Source organism: Bosea sp. 29B (genome assembly GCF_902506165.1).
Lineage (GTDB): Bacteria > Pseudomonadota > Alphaproteobacteria > Rhizobiales > Beijerinckiaceae > Allobosea.
Genome location: NZ_LR733817.1, coordinates 1,922,386 through 1,943,166, shown reverse-complemented (window position 1 = coordinate 1,943,166; position 20,781 = coordinate 1,922,386). Strand labels below are relative to the sequence as shown.

Annotated in this window: 20 protein-coding genes; 13 read left to right on the top strand and 7 right to left on the bottom strand. The window is 66.4% G+C overall.

The annotated features are described in order from the left end of the window. Positions 1-8 precede the first annotated feature (8 nt). The 7 genes from GV161_RS09475 (at position 9) to GV161_RS09445 (ending at position 7,188) form a co-directional block, all read left to right on the top strand. Positions 9-917, top strand: a complete 909-nt coding sequence (locus tag GV161_RS09475; protein ID WP_152013482.1) for a metal ABC transporter substrate-binding protein — start codon at positions 9-11, stop codon at positions 915-917. Positions 918-960: 43 nt separating this feature from the next. Continuing rightward, positions 961-1,923, top strand: a complete 963-nt coding sequence (locus GV161_RS09470) for a GTP-binding protein (protein ID WP_152013481.1) — start codon at positions 961-963, stop codon at positions 1,921-1,923. 203 nt (positions 1,924-2,126) lie between these two features. Next, the gene (locus tag GV161_RS09465) at positions 2,127-2,402 is read left to right on the top strand and encodes a PsiF family protein (protein ID WP_152013480.1); all 276 of its coding nucleotides are present in this window, start codon (positions 2,127-2,129) and stop codon (positions 2,400-2,402) included. A gap of 454 nt (positions 2,403-2,856) precedes the next feature. Next, the gene (locus GV161_RS09460) at positions 2,857-4,488 is read left to right on the top strand and encodes a B12-binding domain-containing radical SAM protein (protein WP_201303001.1); all 1,632 of its coding nucleotides are present in this window, start codon (positions 2,857-2,859) and stop codon (positions 4,486-4,488) included. A 167-nt stretch (positions 4,489-4,655) separates the two neighbouring features. Next, positions 4,656-5,666, top strand: a complete 1,011-nt coding sequence (locus GV161_RS09455) for a WD40 repeat domain-containing protein (RefSeq protein WP_152013479.1) — start codon at positions 4,656-4,658, stop codon at positions 5,664-5,666. Positions 5,667-5,672: 6 nt separating this feature from the next. Next, a complete protein-coding gene (locus GV161_RS09450) occupies positions 5,673-5,948 on the top strand; it encodes a hypothetical protein (protein WP_152013478.1) in 276 nt (91 codons plus the stop codon). Positions 5,949-6,033: 85 nt separating this feature from the next. Further along, a complete protein-coding gene (locus tag GV161_RS09445) occupies positions 6,034-7,188 on the top strand; it encodes a crosslink repair DNA glycosylase YcaQ family protein (RefSeq protein WP_152013477.1) in 1,155 nt (384 codons plus the stop codon). Between the two features lie 7 nt (positions 7,189-7,195). Here GV161_RS09445 and GV161_RS09440 read toward each other — a convergent pair whose 3' ends face one another. From GV161_RS09440 to galE, 3 genes are all read right to left on the bottom strand, one after another. After that, positions 7,196-8,449: an SGNH family hydrolase gene (locus GV161_RS09440; protein WP_152013476.1), complete on the bottom strand. Its 1,254-nt coding sequence runs from the start codon at positions 8,447-8,449 to the stop codon at positions 7,196-7,198. A 67-nt stretch (positions 8,450-8,516) separates the two neighbouring features. After that, positions 8,517-9,752 (bottom strand): lytic murein transglycosylase, encoded by a 1,236-nt coding sequence (locus GV161_RS09435; protein ID WP_152013475.1) that lies wholly within the window; start codon positions 9,750-9,752, stop codon positions 8,517-8,519. Between the two features lie 258 nt (positions 9,753-10,010). Then, positions 10,011-11,000: a UDP-glucose 4-epimerase GalE gene (gene galE, locus GV161_RS09430; protein WP_152013474.1), complete on the bottom strand. Its 990-nt coding sequence runs from the start codon at positions 10,998-11,000 to the stop codon at positions 10,011-10,013. Positions 11,001-11,322: 322 nt separating this feature from the next. Here galE and galU point away from each other — a divergent pair, with 322 nt between their 5' ends. Next, positions 11,323-12,201, top strand: a complete 879-nt coding sequence (gene galU / locus GV161_RS09425) for a UTP--glucose-1-phosphate uridylyltransferase GalU (protein ID WP_152013473.1) — start codon at positions 11,323-11,325, stop codon at positions 12,199-12,201. 62 nt (positions 12,202-12,263) lie between these two features. On the opposite strand, the gene ppa is transcribed toward galU, so the two are convergent. Next, positions 12,264-12,803: an inorganic diphosphatase gene (gene ppa / locus GV161_RS09420; protein ID WP_152013472.1), complete on the bottom strand. Its 540-nt coding sequence runs from the start codon at positions 12,801-12,803 to the stop codon at positions 12,264-12,266. 142 nt (positions 12,804-12,945) lie between these two features. Here ppa and GV161_RS09415 point away from each other — a divergent pair, with 142 nt between their 5' ends. Further along, on the top strand, positions 12,946-13,668 hold the full coding sequence (locus GV161_RS09415) for a sulfur transferase domain-containing protein (RefSeq protein WP_152013471.1): 723 nt from the start codon (positions 12,946-12,948) through the stop codon (positions 13,666-13,668). 6 nt (positions 13,669-13,674) lie between these two features. Here the strand turns inward: GV161_RS09415 and GV161_RS09410 are convergent, their stop codons facing one another. The 3 genes from GV161_RS09410 to GV161_RS09400 all read right to left on the bottom strand — a co-directional run bounded on the left by GV161_RS09410 (position 13,675) and on the right by GV161_RS09400 (position 16,252). Beyond that, positions 13,675-15,120 (bottom strand): hypothetical protein, encoded by a 1,446-nt coding sequence (locus GV161_RS09410; RefSeq protein WP_152013470.1) that lies wholly within the window; start codon positions 15,118-15,120, stop codon positions 13,675-13,677. A gap of 240 nt (positions 15,121-15,360) precedes the next feature. Then, a complete protein-coding gene (gene hutX / locus GV161_RS09405) occupies positions 15,361-15,891 on the bottom strand; it encodes a heme utilization cystosolic carrier protein HutX (protein WP_152013469.1) in 531 nt (176 codons plus the stop codon). A gap of 13 nt (positions 15,892-15,904) precedes the next feature. Next, entirely contained in the window at positions 15,905-16,252 is a 348-nt protein-coding gene (locus GV161_RS09400) for an antibiotic biosynthesis monooxygenase (RefSeq protein ID WP_152013468.1), read from the bottom strand. 213 nt (positions 16,253-16,465) lie between these two features. Here GV161_RS09400 and GV161_RS09395 point away from each other — a divergent pair, with 213 nt between their 5' ends. The 4 genes from GV161_RS09395 (at position 16,466) to serA (ending at position 20,770) form a co-directional block, all read left to right on the top strand. Continuing rightward, entirely contained in the window at positions 16,466-17,437 is a 972-nt protein-coding gene (locus GV161_RS09395) for an ABC transporter substrate-binding protein (RefSeq protein WP_244623960.1), read from the top strand. An 8-nt stretch (positions 17,438-17,445) separates the two neighbouring features. Continuing rightward, positions 17,446-18,546: an iron chelate uptake ABC transporter family permease subunit gene (locus GV161_RS09390; RefSeq protein ID WP_280179030.1), complete on the top strand. Its 1,101-nt coding sequence runs from the start codon at positions 17,446-17,448 to the stop codon at positions 18,544-18,546. Positions 18,547-18,548: 2 nt separating this feature from the next. Beyond that, positions 18,549-19,394: a heme ABC transporter ATP-binding protein gene (locus GV161_RS09385; protein ID WP_152013466.1), complete on the top strand. Its 846-nt coding sequence runs from the start codon at positions 18,549-18,551 to the stop codon at positions 19,392-19,394. Between the two features lie 119 nt (positions 19,395-19,513). Next, entirely contained in the window at positions 19,514-20,770 is a 1,257-nt protein-coding gene (serA, locus tag GV161_RS09380) for a phosphoglycerate dehydrogenase (protein ID WP_152013465.1), read from the top strand. Positions 20,771-20,781: the final 11 nt, after the last annotated feature.

Genomic DNA, 20,781 nt, shown 5'->3' with positions numbered 1-20,781 from the left:
GAGTCATCATGCTGAACCGCCGCTCCGTCCTCCTCGGCCTTGCTGCCGGCGTTGCCCTGCCATTGCCGGCATTTGCCCAGGAAAAGCTGCCCGTTGTCGCGAGCTTTTCGATCCTCGGCGATTTCGTGCGCGAGATCGGTGGCGACCGGGTCGCAGTGACCACGCTGGTCGGGCCCGACGGCGACGCCCATGTCTATTCGCCGACCCCGGCCGACGCGAAGACGGTGGCAGGGGCAAAGCTCGTCGTCGTGAACGGGCTGAAGTTCGAAGGCTGGCTGACCCGGCTGGTGAAATCGTCGGGCACCAAGGCGACCGTCGCGACTGCGACCACCGGCATCACGCCACTGAAGATGGCCGACGATCACGGCCACGGTCATGGCGGCGAGGATCCGCATGCCTGGCAGAGCGTCGCCAACGCAAAGCTCTATGTCGGCAATGTCCGCGATGCGCTGGTTGCAGCCGACCCGGTCGGCAAGGCGGGCTACGAGGCCAATGCCGCCGCCTATCAGACCAAGCTCGATGCGCTCGAGGCTGAAATCAAGGCCGCGGTCGCGCGCATTCCGGCCGACCGGCGCAAGGCGATCACCTCGCACGACGCCTTCGGCTATTTCGTCAAAGCCTATGGCATCGCGTTCATCGCGCCGCAGGGCGTCTCGACCGAGGCCGAGGCCTCGGCCAAGGATGTCGCTCGCATCATCCGCCAGATCAAGGCGGAGAAGGTACCGGCCGTCTTCCTCGAGAATATCACCAATCCGCGCCTGGCCGAGCAGATCGCCAAGGAGAGCGGCGCGAAGATCGGCGGGCGGCTCTACTCAGACGCGCTTTCGGCCGCGGGCGGTCCGGCCGGGACTTACATCGCGATGATGAAACACAATATAAGCCAGATCGAGAAGGCGCTCGTCGCCGGCCCGGCCTGACCGGACCGCGATCATCGCAGCGCCACCAACCAGGTCGTTTCCCATGTCCGAGAAGATTCCCGTCACGGTGCTCACCGGCTATCTGGGCGCCGGCAAGACCACGCTCCTCAACCGCATCCTCACCGAGGACCACGGCAAGAAATTCGCCGTGATCGTCAACGAGTTCGGCGAGACCGGCATCGATGGCGACCTCGTCGTCGGCGCCGACGAGGAAGTGTTCGAAATGAACAATGGCTGCATCTGCTGCACGGTGCGCGGCGACCTGATCCGCATCCTCGACGGGTTGATGAAGCGCAAGGGCAAGTTCGACGCGATCATCGTCGAGACGACCGGCCTTGCCGATCCCGCCCCGGTCGCCCAGACCTTCTTCGTCGACCAGGATGTCGGCGACGCCACCAAGCTCGACGCGGTCGTGACCGTCACCGATGCGAAATGGCTGCAGGATCGGCTCAAGGATGCGCCGGAGGCGAAGAACCAGATTGCCTTCGCCGATGTGATCATCCTGAACAAGACCGATCTGGTCAGCGCCGAAGGGCTTGCCGAGGTCGAGGCGGCGATCCGCGCGATCAACCCCTACGCCAAGCTGCACAAGACGACGCGCTGCGACCTGCCGATCGCCGAGCTGCTCGACCGCAATGCCTTCGATCTCGACCGCATCCTGGACATCGAGCCGGACTTCCTCGAATCCGGCCACCATCATCACCATTCCGAAGATGTCCGCTCGATGTCCTTCACGCTTCCCGGCGATGTTGACCCGGAAAAGTTCATGCCGTGGATCAATGACATCAGCCAGGTGCAGGGGCCGAACATCCTGCGCTCCAAGGGTATCCTGGCCTTCAAGGATGAGCCGCGCCGCTTCGTCTTCCAGGGCGTGCACATGATCCTCGACGGTGACCTGCAGCGCGACTGGAAGTCCGGCGAGAAGCGGGAATCGCGTCTCGTCTTCATCGGCCGGGATCTCGACGAAGCGGCGCTGCGCAAGGGGTTCATGGCCTGCGCAGCTTGAACGCCTCGACAGTCCCAAGCAGGCCGAGGGCTTAAGCCAGGCGTCGGCCGCTGCGATGGAGAGCCGGCCCCCCCGGTCGCGGGCCTGGCGTCTCGCCCCCGGCATTCAGGGTCCATTCAAGTCGGCAGGCGAGGAATCGCGCCGTCCGACCGCCTGCCCGGGGGCTGCCGGATCCAATCATCCGGGCCAACCAGGGGCCCCGCATGACCCTCTCGCGCTTCTTGTTGCCCTTCGCTGCGTTCGCAATGTTGGGCGGGCAGGTCTTGGCTCAAACTGCAGCGCCGCCCGCAACCGCCGCCAAACCAGCGTCCCCGGTTGTGGCCCCCGCAGCCAAGCCGGCCTCCCCGGCCGCGCAGCCGACCACGATGGCCGCGGAAGCCAGGGCGGCGAAGTCGAAAGCCTGCTCGACCGAGGCCGACAAGCAAGGCCTCCATGGCAAGGCCCGCAAGAAGTTTCGCAGCGATTGCAAGCGGCGTTGACCGTTTGAAACGCCTGTAGAGCAGCGGGTGAAGAGCGCTGCCGCTCGATCCGTCTGCAGCTGGCCAACGGTCGAGCCTGGCCGGAAGCGGCGCTTCCAGCATTGGCATCGGATCGGACATCGCATTCCCGCGAACCGGCCTGGAGCCGCCGCGCCCCGGCGGCGCAAACCTGCACGACAGGAATCGAGCACGGCTCCAGTTTCTGGAGGCCCCTCCGCATTTTCGTGCAATGTTCGCGTTGTATCTCGGCTGCGAAGCGGCGTCGAACCCGCCCAGCCCGCGTGCCGTGACGCCCTGCCGTTCTGGCATGGCCTTTGCCAAGCGTATCGCTGGACGGTCCGAAGCGCCGCCTCATCGGCTTCCGCACTTCGAGGTCTTCGATGCGTTGGAGCACCCACGTTCCGGATATCACCGGTCGCGCGCACCGTCTCGTGCCGCACAGATAGGAGCCGGCATGCAAACCGCCCGCAATCGGGTCTTGATGATCTACCCCGCCTTCAACGCCAACTCTTTCTGGAACTACAAGGCGACATGCGCGCTCGCCGGAGCCCGCCACCCCGCCGCTCCGCTGGGACTGATCACGGTCGCCGCATTGCTGCCGACGACATGGGAGGTCCGCCTTGTCGACCTGAACACTGAGGAGCTCGGCGCACAGGATCTCGACTGGGCCGATCTCGTCATGACCGGAGGCATGCTGCCGCAGCAGGACGGCGCGCTGGCGGTCATCGAGATGTGCCGGTCGCGCGGCAAGCCTGTCGTGGTCGGAGGTCCTGACGCGACCTCCACGCCGGACATCTACGCCGCCGCGGATTTTCAGGTGCTCGGGGAGGCGGAGGAGATCATGGCCGATTTCGTCGCTGCCTGGACGGGCGGCGCCAGAAGCGGTGTTTTCCGCGCCGAAATGGGCAAGACCGACGTCACCAGGAGCCCGACGCCGCGCTTCGATCTTCTGACCTTCAAGAACTATCTGCATGTCGGCGTGCAGTTCTCGCGCGGCTGCCCGTTCAATTGCGAGTTCTGCGACATCATCGAGCTTTACGGACGTGTGCCGCGCACCAAGACCAACGCGCAGGTCATGGCCGAGCTCGATACCCTGCACGCGCTCGGCTATCGCGGCCATGTCGATTTCGTCGACGACAACCTGATCGGCAACAAGAAGGCGCTCAGGCAGTTTCTACCGGCTCTCACGGACTGGATGAGGGAGAAAAACTCCCCGTTCGAATTCTCGACCGAGGCCTCGATCAATCTTGCCGACGATCCTGCCTTGATGGAGGCGATGAGCGAAGCCAATTTCTTCACGATTTTTGTCGGAATCGAGAGTCCGGACGCCGATACGCTGGTCTTGACGCAAAAGAAGCAGAACACCCGCCGCAGCCTGGCGGAGAGCGTTCACAAGATCTATCGGGCGGGGCTCTTCGTGAACGCTGGTTTCATCCTCGGTTTCGACAGCGAAAAAGGCAGCGTCGCACGCGGCATGATCGACTGCATCGAGGATACCGCGATCCCGGTCTGCATGGTCGGCCTGCTCTATGCCCTGCCGAATACGCAGTTGACGCGGCGCCTCGACCGCGAGGGCCGCCTCGTCCTTCCCGACGATGCCGATCGTACGCAAGGGCTCGGCGACCAATGCACCGCCGGCCTCAATTTCGTGACCAGCCGTCCGCGCCGCGCCATTCTGTCGGACTACAAGGCCGTCCTGGAGGCCGTGTATGCGCCCAGCGCCTTCTTCGGCCGCGTTCGACGGGTCGGGCGGATGCTCGACTGCACCCATCGCCGGCTGGAACTGCCCCGGTCGATGGAATGGCAGGAACTGAAATCGTCCTGGCGGCTGTTCTGGCAGATGACGGTCGCGAAAGGCGGCGTTCGGCGCGAGTTCTGGAAGACGGTGCTCGACTGTCTCGTCCATAATCGTCAGGCACTGCCCTATGCGCTCATGATGATGGCGCTCTATCTGCATCTGGGCCCGTTCTCCCGACATGTGATCGCCCAGCTGCAGCGGCAGATCGACAACCTGCCGGACACGCAACCCGCAGCTCTTCCCGCTCGGCTGGAACTGTCGAAGGCTGCTGTCGCCGTACCGGCATAGAAGCGACCCGGGCTGACGACGTCGCGCCCGTCAGCATCGCTTGCGGGCGGGCGCGCTCCCTCCGCCTCGAACCTACTGACGAAACGCAGGCGAAATCAGCATGCCGCGCATGCCTCGATCGCAAAAGTGGGTCCCACTTTTGCCCAACATGCTCTAGACCGGCAGCCATGGATTCGATCGCCAAACCGGTCTCGCTGCGCGAGCATGTCGTTCCCGTCGAAGCCGGCGAGCATGTCGTCGGCGCCGTCTGGCTGAAGCAGACGCTGGCGCTCGCCCTCGCCGACGGGCGGGTGCTGCGTTGGCGCGATGGCGAGACCGAGAGCATCGAGGCGCATGGCGGCGGCGTGCTCTGCGTAGCCTCGGACAGCACGCGTCTGATCACCGGCGGCGATGACGGTCGCGTCGTCGCGATATCGGCCGAGGGCGCGCCTGAAGAGATCGCCCGCGATCCGAAGCGGCGCTGGATCGATGCCGTCACCGTATCGTCTTCCGGCAGCATCGCCTGGAACAGCGGCCGCGATGTCCACGCCCGCGACGACAAGGGCAGGATCCGGTCGATTGAGGTTGCCTCGACGCCGCAGGGTCTTAGCCTGGCGCCGAAGGGCTATCGCCTCGCCATCGCCCAGATGAACGGCGTGCTGCTTTGGTACCCGAACACCGAAGCCAAGCCCGATTTCCTGGAATGGAAGGGCTCGCATCTCGACGTGACCTGGTCGCCTGACGGGCGCTTCGTGGTTACCTCCATGCAGGAGAACGCGCTGCATGGCTGGCGCCTCGGCGAGAAGCCGAGCCATATGCGCATGACCGGCTACCCGGCCAAGCCCCGCTCGCTGTCCTGGTCGCATGACGGGCTCTGGCTCGCGTCCAGCGGCGCGGATGCCGCGATCGTCTGGCCGTTTCAGGGCGAGGGGCCGACCGGCAAGGCGCCGCGCGAATGCGGCGCGCGTCACGCCAAGGTCACCCGCGTCGCCTTCCATCCCAAGGCGCTGGTGCTGGCGGTGGGCTACGATGATGGCTGCGTTCTGATGATCCGCCTGACCGATGCCTCGGAGCTCTTGGTGCGGCCGGCAGAACGCGGCAGCGGCATCACCGCCTTTGCCTGGGACAAGCTCGGCAAGCGCCTCGCCTTCGGCACCGAGGATGGTGTGGCCGGCGTGCTGACCCTGCCGGGCGGCTGAGCGGCGATGCGCTTCGGCCTGTTCGGCAAGGACAAGCGCGAGGCCGGCGGCGCGGATGCCGCGGCGCGGGTCAAGCGGCAGGTGCGCGAGCTGCTCGGCCTGCCTGAGAACGCCGTGATCGCCGTCAACGAGATCCTCTGCGCCGATCCCGCCTGCCCGGGCACCGAGACGGTGATCCTGGTGATGAAGCCCGGCGAGAAGACCCGGGCGTTCAAGGCCCAGATGGGGCTGGCAGAGTTGACGCCGGAGGCGCTGGCGGAGGCGCTGTCGGCAACTGGCTGAATCGACGAAGACCACCGCCATGATATGTCAGCAGATGGCGGCTGCGTGCCTTAACCTTTGGCGATACCGTCGCTAGCTTGCTCTCATGGCGACGCGACCGCGAAAGATCCTGAAGCTCGACAAGGCGGAAGCGCGCCGGATCTGGCTCAAGGCCCAGAAGCTCGACATGCGCGAGCCCTTCGGCGCTGGCCCGGAAGCGGCGACCGCAGCCGTCGCCCATCTTGGCTATGTCCAGATCGACACGATCAACGTGGTCGAGCGCTGCCATCACCACATTCTCTACAGCAGGATCCCCGATTATCGCCGCGACGATCTCGCGCAGGCGCAGTCGCAGGACAAGGCGGTGTTCGAGTACTGGACGCATGCGCTGTCCTATGTGCCGACTGCCGATCTCCGCTATTTCCTGCCGGCGATGAAGGCGCACCGCGCCGAGCCCAAGCGCTGGGCCTCGGTCGGTAGCCGCGAGGAGACGCGCAAGCTGCTGCGTCGTATCCGCAAGGACGGCGCCCTCACCATCCGCGATATCGACACCGACGTGCTGGTCGAGAAGACGCATCTCTGGGCCAGCAAGAAACCGTCGAAAGGCCTGCTCGAGCGCGCCTTCTACGATGGCGAGCTCGCGATCTCCGCCCGCTCCGGCATGCTCAAGACCTATGAGCTGATCGACCGGCATTTCGGCTGGGAAAAGCAGCCGGCGCCGGCGTCCGAACGCCAGGTCGCGGCCTACAAGCTCGACCGGGCGCTGTGCGCTCAAGGCATCGTCAGCCTGGATTCGATCTGCCATCTCGATGCGCCCAGCAAAAAGGCGATCGCCGAGCTGATCGCCGGGCGCATCAGGCGCAAGGAGCTGGTGCCGGTCGCGATCGAGGGCGCGGACAAGACACCACACTGGGCGATGCCGGCGGTGCTGGAACCAGCCGGGCCGGCCGACGACAGCCTGATCCACATCCTCTCGCCCTTCGATCCGCTGATCATCCAACGCAAGCGGCTGAAGCTGTTCTTCGGCTATGACCATCTCTTCGAGGCCTATCTGCCGAAGGAGAAGCGCGTCTTCGGCTATTTCGGCCTGCCGGTGCTGGCGGGCGATCGCATCGTCGCCGTCGCCGACCTCAAGACCGACCGCGCGGCGCGCAAGCTCTTGGTGCAGCAATGGACCTGGCTGGAGCCGCAGCCGTCGCCCGAGCTGAAGCGGCAGGTCGACGAGGAGATGCAGCGCTTCGAGCGCTTTCAGCTGGCTTGAGGTCGTCTCAGTTCGTCCGCGGCCAGCGGAAATCGTCGGCGCGGCCGGGGCGCGGTTCCGGCGCGATGCCCTGGCCGAAGACGCGATCGAGCCCAACTGCGACATCGCCGCGGCCGCGCGCTTCCTGGATCGAGGCGATCAGCGCCGCATCGCCGCCCGGGGAGACCGCCCCGGTCAAGGGCAGGATCGGGCCTGCGAGCGGTCTGGGCGGGACCACCGGCACGAGAGGGAGATCGGTCGGCGCGCCGCTGACCATGCGGTCGATCAGGCGCTCGACATCCATCGGCTGTGGCTGCGGCGGCGGTGCCGGCGTGCCCTCTGCCTCCGGAGGAACAGGCAGGGCGATGACGTTCTGCGTCGGCGTCTTCTCCAGGATACGGCGGATGACGACGTCGACAAAGTGGGCGGCCTTGCGGGCGCCGGCCTTGGTGAAATGGACGCCGTCGCCGAGCCGAAGCCGGGCGACCTGACCGTTCACGTCCGGTCCCATGGCGGCATAACGATTTTCACTGTCGACATAGGCGCCCCAGAGGTCGACGAACTCCCCGCCGGCCGCCTCGGCGCCCTTGCGGAAGAGGTCGTTCAGCGTGGTCAGATCGGCCGAGAGGCGGGCATTCTGCATCGCCGGCGCGCCGACCCAGATCAGCGGCACGCGTTTGGCGCTGAAGGCAGCGGCGACGGCCTCGATCCGTGCCTTGTAGAGCTGGAGCCAGCGTTCGCTCAGCGGCTCATGGGTGATCTCGCCCTCGCGGATCACCTGGCGGTCGTTCGGCCCGAGCACGACGACGCCGACCATGACCTTGGCATCCGCTGCCAGGAGTTCGCCGGCTGCCTTCGGCCAGTCGTAGAAGTCGGTACGCACCAGGCCGCTATCGGCCTTGGCCTTGCTCACCACGGCGACATCGGCTCGGTCCTGCAGGCTGTCTTCCAGCCCTTCGGCGATCTGCCCGGCGAGCGTGTCGCCGATGACCAGGACATGGTGGTTGACGTCGACCTTGGGGATCACGGGATCGTCGCGGACGACCACGCGTGTCGGTGCCCGCCGTTGCTGGACTGGGGCGACACGCTGCCGCTGTAACCGCGGTTGAGCCGTAGGCTTCTCGGGAATCTGCCAGAACATGTTGAACAGGCTGCGGCCCTGCGGCGGTGCCTGCGGTATCCGGCCAGGGGGAACCGGGTTCTGGGCGATCGAAACCGGCCCGCCGGTCACGAGCAGGATGACGGCTGCTGCCAGAACCATAAAGAGCGAACGCGGGCGCATCGTGCTCTCGATCGGCGCCGGTCGGACGTTGGCGCCGAGGGCAATATAGTCGCGATTGCCCGCTTCGTCAGCGGGGCGCCTTCATCCGCGTCAGCAGCGCCGGGGTCGGATAGCCGTCGGCGAGCATGCCGACGCGCAGCTGGTACTGCCTGACAGCCTCGCGTGTACCGGTGCCGATGCGTCCGTCGGCGTCGTGATTGTAGAGGCCTAAGCCCTTCAGCCGGCGCTGGACATCGGTGATCCCCGCCTTGTCGAGGCGCGGCGCCTTGACCGGCCAGTCGCCCTGCAAGGCCGGCCGGCCGACGATCCGGTCGCCGAGATGGCCGACGGCGAGGGCATAGGCGTCGGAGGAATTGTATTTCTTGATGACGTCGAAATTTGCGGTCAGCAGCAAGGCCGGGCCGGTATGGCCGGCCGGGTAGAACAGCCTGGCCTCGCCGGAGGAGGGTAGCGAGCCGCCATCGGCGCGGCGCACCCCGGCCGAGCGGAAGGACGAGAAGCTGGCGCGGTAGAGATTGTGGTCGAAGCCCTCGGGTACCACGACCTCGATGCCCCAGGGCAGGCCGGGGGTCCAGCCATAGCCCTTGAGATAGTTGGCGGTCGAGGCAATGGCGTCGCTGGTCGAGGTCCAGATATCGGCATGGCCGTCGCCGGTCTGGTCGACCGCGTATTTCATGTAGCTCGACGGCATGAACTGGGTGTGGCCCATCGCGCCGGCCCAGGAACCGCGCAGCTCGCTGCGCTCGACATAGCCCTTCTCGATCAGTTCCAGTGCGGTCAGGAGCTCGTCGCGGAAGAAGTCGCCACGATAGCGGATGTTCGCCAGCGTCGCGAGCGAGCGGATCACGTCCTTGTCGCCCTTGAACGAGCCGTAATTGGTTTCCATCCCCCAGATGCCGAGGATGATCTCCCTGGGCACGCCATAGCGGGATTCGGCCTGCGCCAGCACGCTGGCATGGGCGTCGAGCATCTCGCGGCCGCGCGAGATGCGGCCGCCGCCGACGGCGCTGTTGAGATAGCTCCAGATCGGCGCGACGAATTCCGACTGCTTGCGGGTGAGCACGACAATCGAGGGGTCTGGCGTCACGCCCTGGAAGGCGAGGTCGAAGGTCTTGCGCGAGATGCCGCGCGCCTGCGCCATCGGCCAGAGCGTCTTCAGGAAGCCGTCGAGGCCCGGCGCAGCTGGCCGTGTCTCGGGCTTGGGGGTCTGCGCCCGCGCCGGATTGATCGAACCCGTCGTCTGCGCAAGCGCCGGCCCGAGGCCGAGCGCCACGGCGAAGGCGAGAACGGTGACGGGGCGCATGGTGGCTCCTCTGGCTCGGTCGCAGGGTCTTTCCACCACAGCGCCCGATTGAGGTTAACCATGGGTTAACGCCGTGCCAAATCTCCCTGAATCGCCTGATAGGTATTTTATCGGGTCATTCCGGACGGAGCGAAGCGGAGATCCGGGATCCATTCCTGAGCCTTACCGATAAAGGTCCCGGCATGGGTCCCGGGTCTCCCTCCGGTCGCCCGGGACGACGATGAGGAGATCGCGAGCCTCGATCAGGCTAGGAAGCAATCAGCTCGCATTGCGCTTGCGCAGACTGTCTTCCCAGGCCAGCGCCTGGGTGACGATCTCGGAGAGGTCGTCATGTTCGGGCTGCCAGCCGAGCTCGGCGCGGATGCGATCGGCCTTGGCGACGAGCGCAGCCGGGTCGCCAGCGCGGCGCGGCGAGAGCCGGACGGGGAAATCGACGCCCGAGATCTCTTTCACCACCTCGACGACTTCCTTGACCGAGTAGCCGCGGCCATAGCCGCAGTTCAGCGTCAGATTCTCGCCACCGGCGCGCAGATGATCGAGCGCGGCGAGATGGGCGCGGGCGAGATCGGTGACGTGGATGTAGTCGCGCACGCAGGTGCCGTCGGGTGTCGCGTAGTCGGTGCCGAAGATGTCGAGCCCGGCGCGCTGGCCGAGCGCCGCTTGGCTCGCGACCTTGATCAGATGGGTAGCGGTGGCGCTGGACTGGCCGGAGCGGCCCCTGGGATCGGCACCGGCGACGTTGAAATAGCGCAGCGCGACGTAAGTGAGGCCATGGGCGCGGGCGACATCGCCGAGCATCCATTCGCTCATCAGCTTGGAGCGGCCATAGGGGTTGATCGGATTGAGGGCGATCTCTTCCGGCACCGGCGAGACCGGCGGCTCGCCATAGACGGCAGCGGTCGAGGAGAAGATCACATGCTTGACGCCGCCGCGTACGGCGCTCTCCAGCAAAGCGCGCGTCTTGACGGTGTTGTTGTAGTAGTAGCCGAGCGGGTCCGATACGGAGTCCGGCACGACGATCTTCGCGGCGAAATGCGCGATCTCGCTGATGCCATGCTCGGCGATGGTGCGCTCGACCAGGGCCTGGTCGCCCATGTCGCCGCGCACCAGGGTCGCTTCCTGCGGCACAGCCCACCAGAAGCCGGTCGAGAGATCGTCGAGCACGACGACCTTTTCGCCACGGTCCAAAAGCTCGAGGACCATATGGCTGCCGATATAGCCCGCGCCGCCTGAAACCAGAATCGCCATCTTCGTCTCCTCGTCACGTGACCGGCATAATCCGGAATCACGACAGTTCGATCCAGCCTGTCCGGTGCACATGGCTAATCTCGGGCGCCGCTCGGGTGAACCCATGCAAGAATGATGGCCAGGGCGGCAGAACTGCCAGAATGCCGGAAAAGCATTGACGTGTCGGCAAGGCCCGACTGGTATTCGAGAATTGGGCCGGCCCGGCTTTCGCCAGAATCGCGGGCCAGCCTTTAGCAGCCGGCATGAATCGGGCGAAGCCGGCTCTCCCGCAGCCCTCCGACCTCAGCAGGCGCGCGCCGCAGGGCGCGCGAGATGGACGCGCATGATCAAGAAAATCCGCAAAGCGGTCTTTCCCGTCGCTGGTCTCGGCACTCGTTTCCTGCCTGCCACCAAGGCGATCCCGAAGGAGATGCTGACCATCGTCGACCGGCCGGTGGTCCAGCATGTGGTCGACGAGGCGCGTGCAGCCGGGATCGAGCATTTCGTCTTCGTCACAGGCCGCAACAAGGCCGTGATCGAGGACCATTTCGACATGGCCTACGAGCTCGACGATACGCTGGCCAAGCGCGGCAAGGTGAAGGAGCTCGACGCGCTCAAGCACGATCTGCCGGCAGCCGGCACCGCGAGCTTCACCCGCCAGCAGGCGCCGCTCGGCCTCGGTCACGCCGTCTGGTGCGCGCGCGACATCGTCGGCGACGAGCCGTTCGCGCTGCTGCTGCCGGATATGCTGCATCATACCAGCGGCAAGGGCTGTCTCGCCGAGATGATCGCGGCCTATGAGGAGCATGGCGGTAACCACATCGCCGTGGCACCGGTGCCTGATGATCAGACCCATCAATACGGCATCGTCGGCGTCGCCGATGCCAAGGCCAAGGTCTCGCAGATCAGCAAGATGGTCGAGAAGCCGCCGAAGGGCACGGCGCCGTCGAACCTGCACATCACCGGCCGCTACATCCTGCAGCCGACGATCTTCGATCTGCTCGCCAAGCAGGAGAAGGGGGCCGGCAATGAGATCCAGCTCACGGATTCGATGATCGCGCTGGCGCAGCAGGAAAAATTCTTCGCCGTGCGCTTCGACGGCGACATCTACGACACCGGCTCGAAGATCGGCTTCCTCAGCGCCAATGTCGCCTATGCGCTGGAGCGCGGCGACCTCGGCCCGCAATTGCGGGCTGAGATCGAGCGGCTGCTGAAGAAGTAGCAAATGCCGAACGCCATGGTCGGGACGAGCCCGGCCATGGCGAGTTTCTCAATGACGGGGGATCAGACCGACTTGGCCTTTTTGGCCCGCTCGATCGCCTCGACGATCAGCTGCTTGGCCTTGGCGGCGTCGCCCCAGCCGGTGAGCTTCACCCACTTGCCGGGTTCCAGGTCCTTGTAGTGCTCGAAGAAGTGCTGGATCTGGTCGAGCGTGATCTGCGGCAGATCGGTGTAGTTCGTGACGTTCTCGTAGCGCTTGGTCAGCTTGGGAACCGGCACGGCGATGATCTTCTCGTCCCCGCCACCCTCGTCCTCCATCATCATCACGCCGATCGGGCGGACCGCGATGTAAGAGCCCGGCACCAGCGGGCGGGTATTGGCGACGAGCACGTCGCAAGGGTCGCCGTCTTCCGACAGCGTATGCGGGATGAAGCCGTAATTCCCGGGGTAGCGCATCGGCGTATAGAGGAAGCGATCGACGAAGAGCGTGCCGGCTTCCTTGTCCATCTCGTATTTGATCGGTTCGCCGCCGATCGCGACTTCGATGACGACGTTGACTTCGTCCGGGGGATTCTTGCCGATGGCGATGGCGTCGAGCCGCATGTACCTGACCTGTCGATGACAAAACTTCGGCGGTGTTATGCGCGGTTGCGACGCAAAGGCCAAGCCCGGCTTTTAGTCGGAGTTACCGATTTGCGCAGCACGCCTCCCGCTGCTATCGGGCCGGCATGACATGTGCGATCCCATGCTGAACCACTGGCGGCGGCCGGAAGACCGCTATGCGAGGCGCATGGCGCGGATCGCGCGCTGGGACCGTCCCTTGCGCGGCCGGCTCGATCGCGCGCGCGCCTGGGCCAACATGCTGCTGGCCGACCATGGCATCTTCCGGCTCGTCTATCTCAATGCGCACCGCATCACTCCGCAGCTCTGGCGCGCTGCCCAGCCGGCGCCGACCGATATCGCCTGGTTCGCCCGCCAGGGCGTGAAGACGATCGTCAACCTGCGTGGCGGCCGCGAGCACGGCGCCTGGCCGCTGCAGAAGGAGGCCTGCGAGCGCCACGGCATCTCGTTGGTCGAATTCGTCCTGCGTTCGCGCGGCGCGCCGGACCGCGACACCCTTCTTGCTGCCCCCGCCTTCTTCGCCGAACTGCAGATCCCGGCGCTGGTGCACTGCAAATCCGGCGCCGACCGGGCCGGTTTCTTTGCTGCGCTCTATCTGCTGATCCACGAGAAGCGGCCCCTCGCGGAGGCGATGGCCGAGCTCTCGCTGCGCTATGGCCATTTCCGCTTCGCCAAGACCGGCATCCTCGACGCCTTCTTCGAGACCTATGCCCGCGAGGGCGCCAGCAAGGGCACGCCGTTCCTCGACTGGGTGGCGAAGGAGTACGATCCCGAACGGCTCGAACGCGAATTCAAGCCGGGCTTCTTCTCCTCGCTGCTCGCCGACCGGCTGATCCGGCGGGAATAGCCGACGCTAGCTTGCGCTCGCCACCCGCTGGTCGCCGATCGCGGTCCACGTCAGGCGCAAATGCAGCAGCAGGCGCCCCAGCGAGATCAACCCGATCACCGCGAGCAGGGCCGGCGACAGGCTGCCGAACCCCCAGATCACGATCGCCGCGGCGGCCAGCGCCACCGCATTGGCCGTCATCTGGCTATGCGGGCGCGATGAGAAGGCGCCCATTTCCTGCAAGGGGCCGGCGAGCGCGCCGCTGCCATAGAACAGCGCCATGATCGCCATCACCTCGCCGATGCCGTCCCATTTGGTGCCGCTCAGGAGCAATTCGTCGGTGCTTACGGCAACGAAGGCGATCGCAGTGAAGAGCGTCGCCACGATGGCCACCATCCCCAGGGTGACGAGGCGGGCTCGCTTCTGCTGATCGTGGCCGCGATGCCTGCGCAGATTGCTCATCACCAGCGGCGTCGTCACCGCGCCGAACATCTGCGCCGGCATGTCGAGCAGGCGCGTCGCCAAGGCGACATGGGCAGCCAGCACCGGGTTGCTCGACATCGGCAGCGCCAGCAGCGGCGCCGCCGAGAAGCCGAAGGAGAGCAGTGCCGAGGGCAGGAGGAAAGTCGGCGAGCTGCGCCATTGCCAGCCTGCCATGATCAGCTCGGTCAGTGACCAACGCGCGGGGTGCATCAGGCGCAGCAGCGAGCCGCGTCGGCGCCAGGCGAGATAGCAGGCCGCGACGGCGTGGCCGAACGCGTCGGCGGCGAACAGGGCCAGAGATACCGGTCCGAGCGGCCAGATCAGCAGGATCATCATCCCGGGCTGGAGCAGCGCCTGGGCGATATTGGTGTTGCCGATCGTGGCGAAGTCGCCTTCCGCCGTGGCTTCGGCCAGTAGCAGCCTGATCGCCGCCCGGCTCGCCAGCGAGATCAGGAACAGCGCGCCGAAGCCGCGCAGGATCCAGCCCTGCGCCGCCGCTAACAGGACCGCGATCACGGCCCCGGCGAGAAAGATGGTGCCGGTGGCGACTGCAAGGCGGAAGGCCCGGCCGAGCCGCAGCCGGTCGTTGTTCTGGAAGAACACCGCCTCGAACCGCAACAGGACGGCGATCGAAGCCAGGTTCGCCAGGGCCGCGAAGATCGCGAAGTCGGCGAAGACCTTGGGTGGACACAGCGCAGCAGCCAGCAGCAGCCCCCAAACCGACAGGAGGCGCGCCTGCACGAAGCGTAGCGCCAGCATCGCCCCGTTGCGGAAACCCGCGTGCTTGGCGAGCGATGACAGCCCTGCTTTGGGACTGGCTGCGCTCGACGCCGGCCCGATCAGGTCCTTGGCGAGGCTGACCCGTGTCAGGGCGAGCTGTGCCGCCATCGCAGCGTCCTCAGCCGGAGTCTCGGGCAGGCCGTCTGCGCCGGCCGGCCGGCCGTGGCGCTCACCTGTCGGAGGCCGTGCGCGATCAACGGTGTCGATCACGTCACTTTTCTCCGCAGGCAGAAAGCTGCGCTTCTATGGTTAACGCTTGGTAAATTCTCGATCTTTCGCGATATCTCAGGCCCCGCTCACCCGATATGGTGGTGCTTGTGGCGGAAGCGTGGCGATTGACGTCATTTGTCAGTTATGCGCCTGCGGCCATGCGTCCGGGACCTGACAAGAAAGCCTCCGCCGGAGGGCGGAGGCTCTGATGGCTTGGTTGGCCGTCGAAGTCGGTCGATCTCAGGCGAAATCGCGCTTTAGCGCTTCGAAGCGTGCGACTTGGTCGGGCAGAAGCTCGCGCGCCGCATTGCGGCGGACGAAGACCTTGAACATCGCCTCGCCGGCGCCATTGAAGAATTGCACCGAGCAGGAGCGGCGGCCGTGGAACAGCCGGTCGACCAGGTAGATCGCCTGGCAGTTGCCGGCCTTGATATGGCCACCGATCGGGCTGTCGCCATGGATATTGTAGTAGCCATGGCCGAAGGAGCCGACCGGCAGCGAGCCCTCGCATTCGAGCACGATGTCGGGCGTGTGCACGATGAAGAGCACTGTGCCCCAGGTCGACAGTTCCTGCCAGAGCGCCCCGAAGCGCTCCGCCGCAACGAAGCGGCGCTGCTCTTCCGGCGTCGCCTCGAGCACGGCCAGCGTCGAGACGCCGTGCTCGCGTGCGACGGCCTCGATCACCCCGTCCGGCTTGGCGGCGAGCGCTGCCCTGACCTTCTCCATGGCTTCGGCTGGAGCGGCCGGGGTCAATGTCTCAGCGAGCGACATCGTGATCAGCCTCTCACTCGGCCGCCTGGCGCGGCAGATGCGGGTTGTGCTCGGTCAGGATCGTCTCGAAGCCCTCGAATTCGGGGTGGCCGAGATAGAGCGGCGTCGGCCGCGGCTGGCCGGCATTGCGGTGCGACTCGCGGAACTGGTCCGACTTGGTCCAGGTGGTGAAATCGTCCTTCGAGGCCCAGGTGGTGTGCGAGGAGTAGAGGGTGTGGTCCTCCTTCTCCGGGCCCTTGAGCAGATGGAAGGCGATGAAGCCCTGCATCTCGTCGAGGCGGGTCTTGCGCGAGGACCAGACCGTCTCGAAGGCCTCCTCCTCCCCCTTGACGACCTTGAAGCGGTTCATGGCGATGAACATCGGGAAATCCTCGGCGGTTTGGAAAAACGTGATGGTCCGGCAGCTTGCGCCGCTCTTGACCCTCCTTAGTAAAGCTGCATATCACCGTCAATAACGGCTCCAATAATCGTTGTTTTGAATGATTATAAAAGAGCTATTACTTTGTAATGACTTTAGTGTAGCTGGGCGTCGCAGGCGCTTCTGCTGCGCGCGGTCGCATGCACGAGATCGATCATGGGTACGCTGCAAGCGCCTTCATCCGCTCCGCTCGCGGGCCTCAGGGCCAAGCGCCTCGGCCGGGAGATCGCGGCTGCCGCCGTCGTTTCGCTGTTGGCGATGGGCGGCCTCTCCGGGGCGCTGGAGCCGCTGGCCGTCATTGCTCCCGCCCGAGCGCAGACCGCAGAGCGCATCGTTGCGGCGGGCGGCGTCGTCACCGAGGTGCTCTATGCGCTGGGCCAGCAGGACAAGGTCGTCGGGGTCGACACCACCAGCCAGTGGCCGCCGGAAGCGCTGAAGGACAAGAAGAGCGTCGGTTATGTCCGGGCGCTCTCGGCAGAGGGCGTGCTGTCGCTGAAGCCCTCGCAGGTCATCGCGGTCGAAGGCGCCGGCCCACCAGACGCGCTCGCCTTGCTCAAGGAATCCGGCACGCCGATCACCATGATCCCGGAGGCGTTGTCGCCGGAGGCCGTCATCGGCAAGATCGCCGCGATCGGCAAGGCCGCCGGTGTCGCCGAGCCGGCGCAGCAGCTTGCTGCCACGGTGAAAGGACGCTTCGAAGAACTCGAAAAGCTGCGCTCTGGCTTGCCCGGGCAGAAGCGCGTCCTGTTCGTGCTCTCGCTGCAGAACGGGCGCACCATGGTCGGTGGCCGGGCCACCACCGCCGACGCGATCATCGCGCTCGCCGGTGGCGTCAATGCCGCCAGCGCTGTCGACGGCTTCAAGCCGATGACCGACGAGGCGATCATCACCGCGGCACCCGACGTCGTGCTGATGATGCGCCATTCCAGCGCCCACAATGCCGGCCCTGACGAGCTCTTCGCGATGCCCGCCTTCTCGGAGACGCCGGCGGCGAAGCAGAAGGCGCTGATCCGGATGGACGGGCTCTATCTGCTTGGCTTCGGCCCGCGCACCCCGAATGCGGCGCGCGACCTGATGGCCGAGCTCTATCCCGAAGCCAAGGTCGCCCAGCTTTCCGCCGCCAAATGACGCTTGCCGTGAAGCAGACCCCGAGTGCGAGCGCTGCGGCGCTGGCCGTGCTCACGGCCGGCCACCGCCGCAGGGGCGTGATCGCCGTCGCCGCGCTGGTCGGGCTCTGCCTGCTGTTGATGCTGCTTTCGCTCGGGGCAGGGGCCTTCGCTATCGCGCCTGGCCGCGTCGCCGACATCCTGCTGGCGAAGCTCGGCTTCGGTCCCGCCGATCTGCTGGGCAGCCGCGAGGCGCTGGTCGTGCTCAACATCCGGATGCCGCGCCTGTTGCTCGGCGCGCTGGTCGGTGCGGCGCTCGCCATTTCCGGCGCGCTGATGCAGGGCCTGTTCCGTAATCCGCTCGCCGATCCCGGCCTGGTCGGCGTCTCGGCCGGCGCCGGCCTCGCTGCCGCTGCGACCATCGTGCTCGGAGACCGCTTCCTCTCGGCCTTCGCGATGAAGCTGCCCTTCGCGGTGCTGCCTTTCGGCGCCTTCTTCGGTGGCCTCGTCTCGACGCTGGCGCTCTATCTGATCGCGACGCGCCAGGGCCGCACCTCGGTCGCGACCATGCTGCTCGCCGGCGTCGCACTCGGTGCGCTGGCTGGCTCGCTCACCGGCCTGCTCGCCTTCATTTCCGACGACCGGCAATTGCGCGACCTGACCTTCTGGTCGCTCGGCAGCCTCGGCGGCGCGAGCTGGACCAAGCTCTCGACGGTGGCGCCGATCGTGCTGCCGCTGCTCTTCGCCGTGCCGCTGCTGGCCCGGGGGCTGAACGCCCTGATGCTTGGGGAGGCCGAGGCCTATCATCTCGGCGTGCCCGTCCAGCGCATCAAGGCGCTCGCGATCCTGCTGGTCGCCCTCGCCGTCGGCGCCAGCGTCGCCGCGGCCGGCGTGATCGGCTTCGTCGGTATCGTCGTGCCGCATCTGATCCGGCTCTCGATCGGTCCTGATCATCGCCTGCTGTTGCCGCTCTCGGCCATCGGCGGCGCGGCCCTGCTGGTCGGCGCCGACATCATCGCCCGACTGGTCGTCGTGCCGGCCGAACTGCCGATCGGCATCGTCACCGCCTTCATCGGCGCGCCCTTCTTCCTCTGGCTGCTGCTGCGCCGCGGCCGGATCGCGGAGCTCTGAGCATGGCGATCCTCGAAGCGATTGATCTCAGTTACTCCGTGCGCGGCAGCACTCTGGTGCGCGGTGCCTCGCTCGCGCTGGAGGAGGGGGCGACCACCATCGTCGTCGGCCCCAACGGTGCCGGCAAATCGACCCTGCTCAAGCTGCTCACCGGTGAATTGTCGCCATCGCAAGGCACGGTCCGCATGGACGGCGCGACGCTGCCGCAGATTCCGGCCTGGGAACTCGCCTGCCGCCGCGCCGTGATGGTGCAGAACCAGCGCCTTGCCTTCCCGTTCAGCGTCTACGAGGTCGCGCGCCTCGGCCTGGAAGGCGTCGGCCGGGCACAATCGCGTGCCCGCAAGGCTGAGATCATCGCCCAGGCACTGGAGACCGCCGGTGTGATCGGCCTCGCCGGCCGCCAGTATCAGACCCTCTCAGGCGGCGAGCAGCAGCGCGTCCAGTTTGCCAGGGCGCTCTGCCAGCTCGAAGCCGGCCGTAGCGTCGCGCAACGCCAGATCCTGTTCCTCGATGAGCCGATCGCCAGCCTCGACCTTTGCCACCAGCTTTCGCTGCTCGATGCCGCCCGCACCATTGCGGCTGAAGGTGCGGCCGTTCTGGTGGTGCTGCATGATCTCAACCTCGCCGTGACCTATGCTGACCGGCTGGTGGTGATGCATGAGGGAGCGATCGTCGCGCAGGGCGAGCCGGCGACGATCCTCGACGACAATCTGCTGCGCGGCGTCTTCCGCGTCTCGCTTTCCTTCAGCCGCCTACCGCCGGCCGGCCAGCCCTTCCTTTTGCCGCAGCAGCACCTGACGCCGGTCCCGCCCGGCGGTGTCGTGCCGCTGCGCGCCGCGAGCGCCTAACGCGAACCCGGCGCGACAACTTTGCGGTTGTGCGCTGCGACAACAGGTCTATAGCGGGCGCTCCGGCGCCTTCCGCCCGACCAGGCGGGCGGGCGCATCGCTGGACCATCGAGCGCGCCATGAACCTCCCCACCGACCGGCTTTCCTTCCCGAAGGACCGCCTCCGCGTCCTCCTGCTCGAGGGGATCAACGATTCCGCTGTCGCCGCTTTGCAGCAGGCCGGCTACACCAACCTCACCCGCCTGCCGAAGGCGCTCGATGAGGCCCAGCTGATCGAAGCCATCGAGAAGACGCATATCCTCGGCATCCGCTCGCGCACCCAGCTCACCGAGCCGGTCTTCGCCGCAGCCAAGCGCCTCTTCGCCGTCGGCTGCTTCTCGGTCGGCACCAATCAGGTCGATCTCGACGCCGCCCGCCTGCGCGGCGTCCCCGTCTTCAACGCGCCCTTCTCCAACACCCGCAGCGTCGCCGAACTGACTATCGGCGAGATCGTCATGCTGCTGCGCCGGATTCCCGATCGCTCGCGCTCGGCGCATGAGGGCGGCTGGGACAAGTCGGCCAATGGCTCCTTCGAGGTGCGCGGCAAGGTCCTCGGCATTGTCGGCTACGGCAATATTGGCAGCCAGCTCTCCAACATTGCCGAGGCGATGGGCATGCGCGTGATCTACTACGATCACACCGACCGCCTGCGCCATGGCAATACCGAGCCGGTCGAAAGCCTGAAGGCCCTGCTCGCCAACAGCGACGTCGTCTCGCTGCACGTGCCGGAAACGCCGGCCACGCACAACATGATCGGCAAGGCCGAGATCGCGGCGATGAAGCAGGGCGCCTATCTCATCAACAATTCGCGCGGAACGGTCGTCGATCTCGATGCGCTCGCGCAGGCGCTGCGAAGCGGCGCGCTCGCCGGCGCGGCGGTCGACGTCTTTCCGAAGGAGCCGGCCTCGAACAGCGAGCGCTTCGTCACCCCGCTGCAGGGCCTGTCCAACGTCATCCTGACCCCGCATATCGGCGGCTCGACCGAAGAGGCGCAAGAGCGCATAGGCGCCGAGGTGGCGCGCAAGCTGGTCGACTATTCCGATGTCGGCTCGACCGTCGGCGCGGTCAATTTTCCGCAGGTGCAATTGCCGGCGCGCCCGACCGGCACCCGCTTCATCCAGGTCCAGCGCAATGCGCCGGGTATGCTGCGCCGCCTCAACGACGTTTTCGCCAGCCGCAACATCAACATCGCCGCCCAGAATTTCCAGACCGACGGCGAGATCGGCTATGTCGTGATGGAGGCCGATCCGGTCGGTGAGGTCGCGCGCGAGATCATCGAGGAGATCCGGGCGCTGGACGGCACGATCCGTGGCCGCCTGCTCTACGAGCGCGGCTGAGCTGACGACGG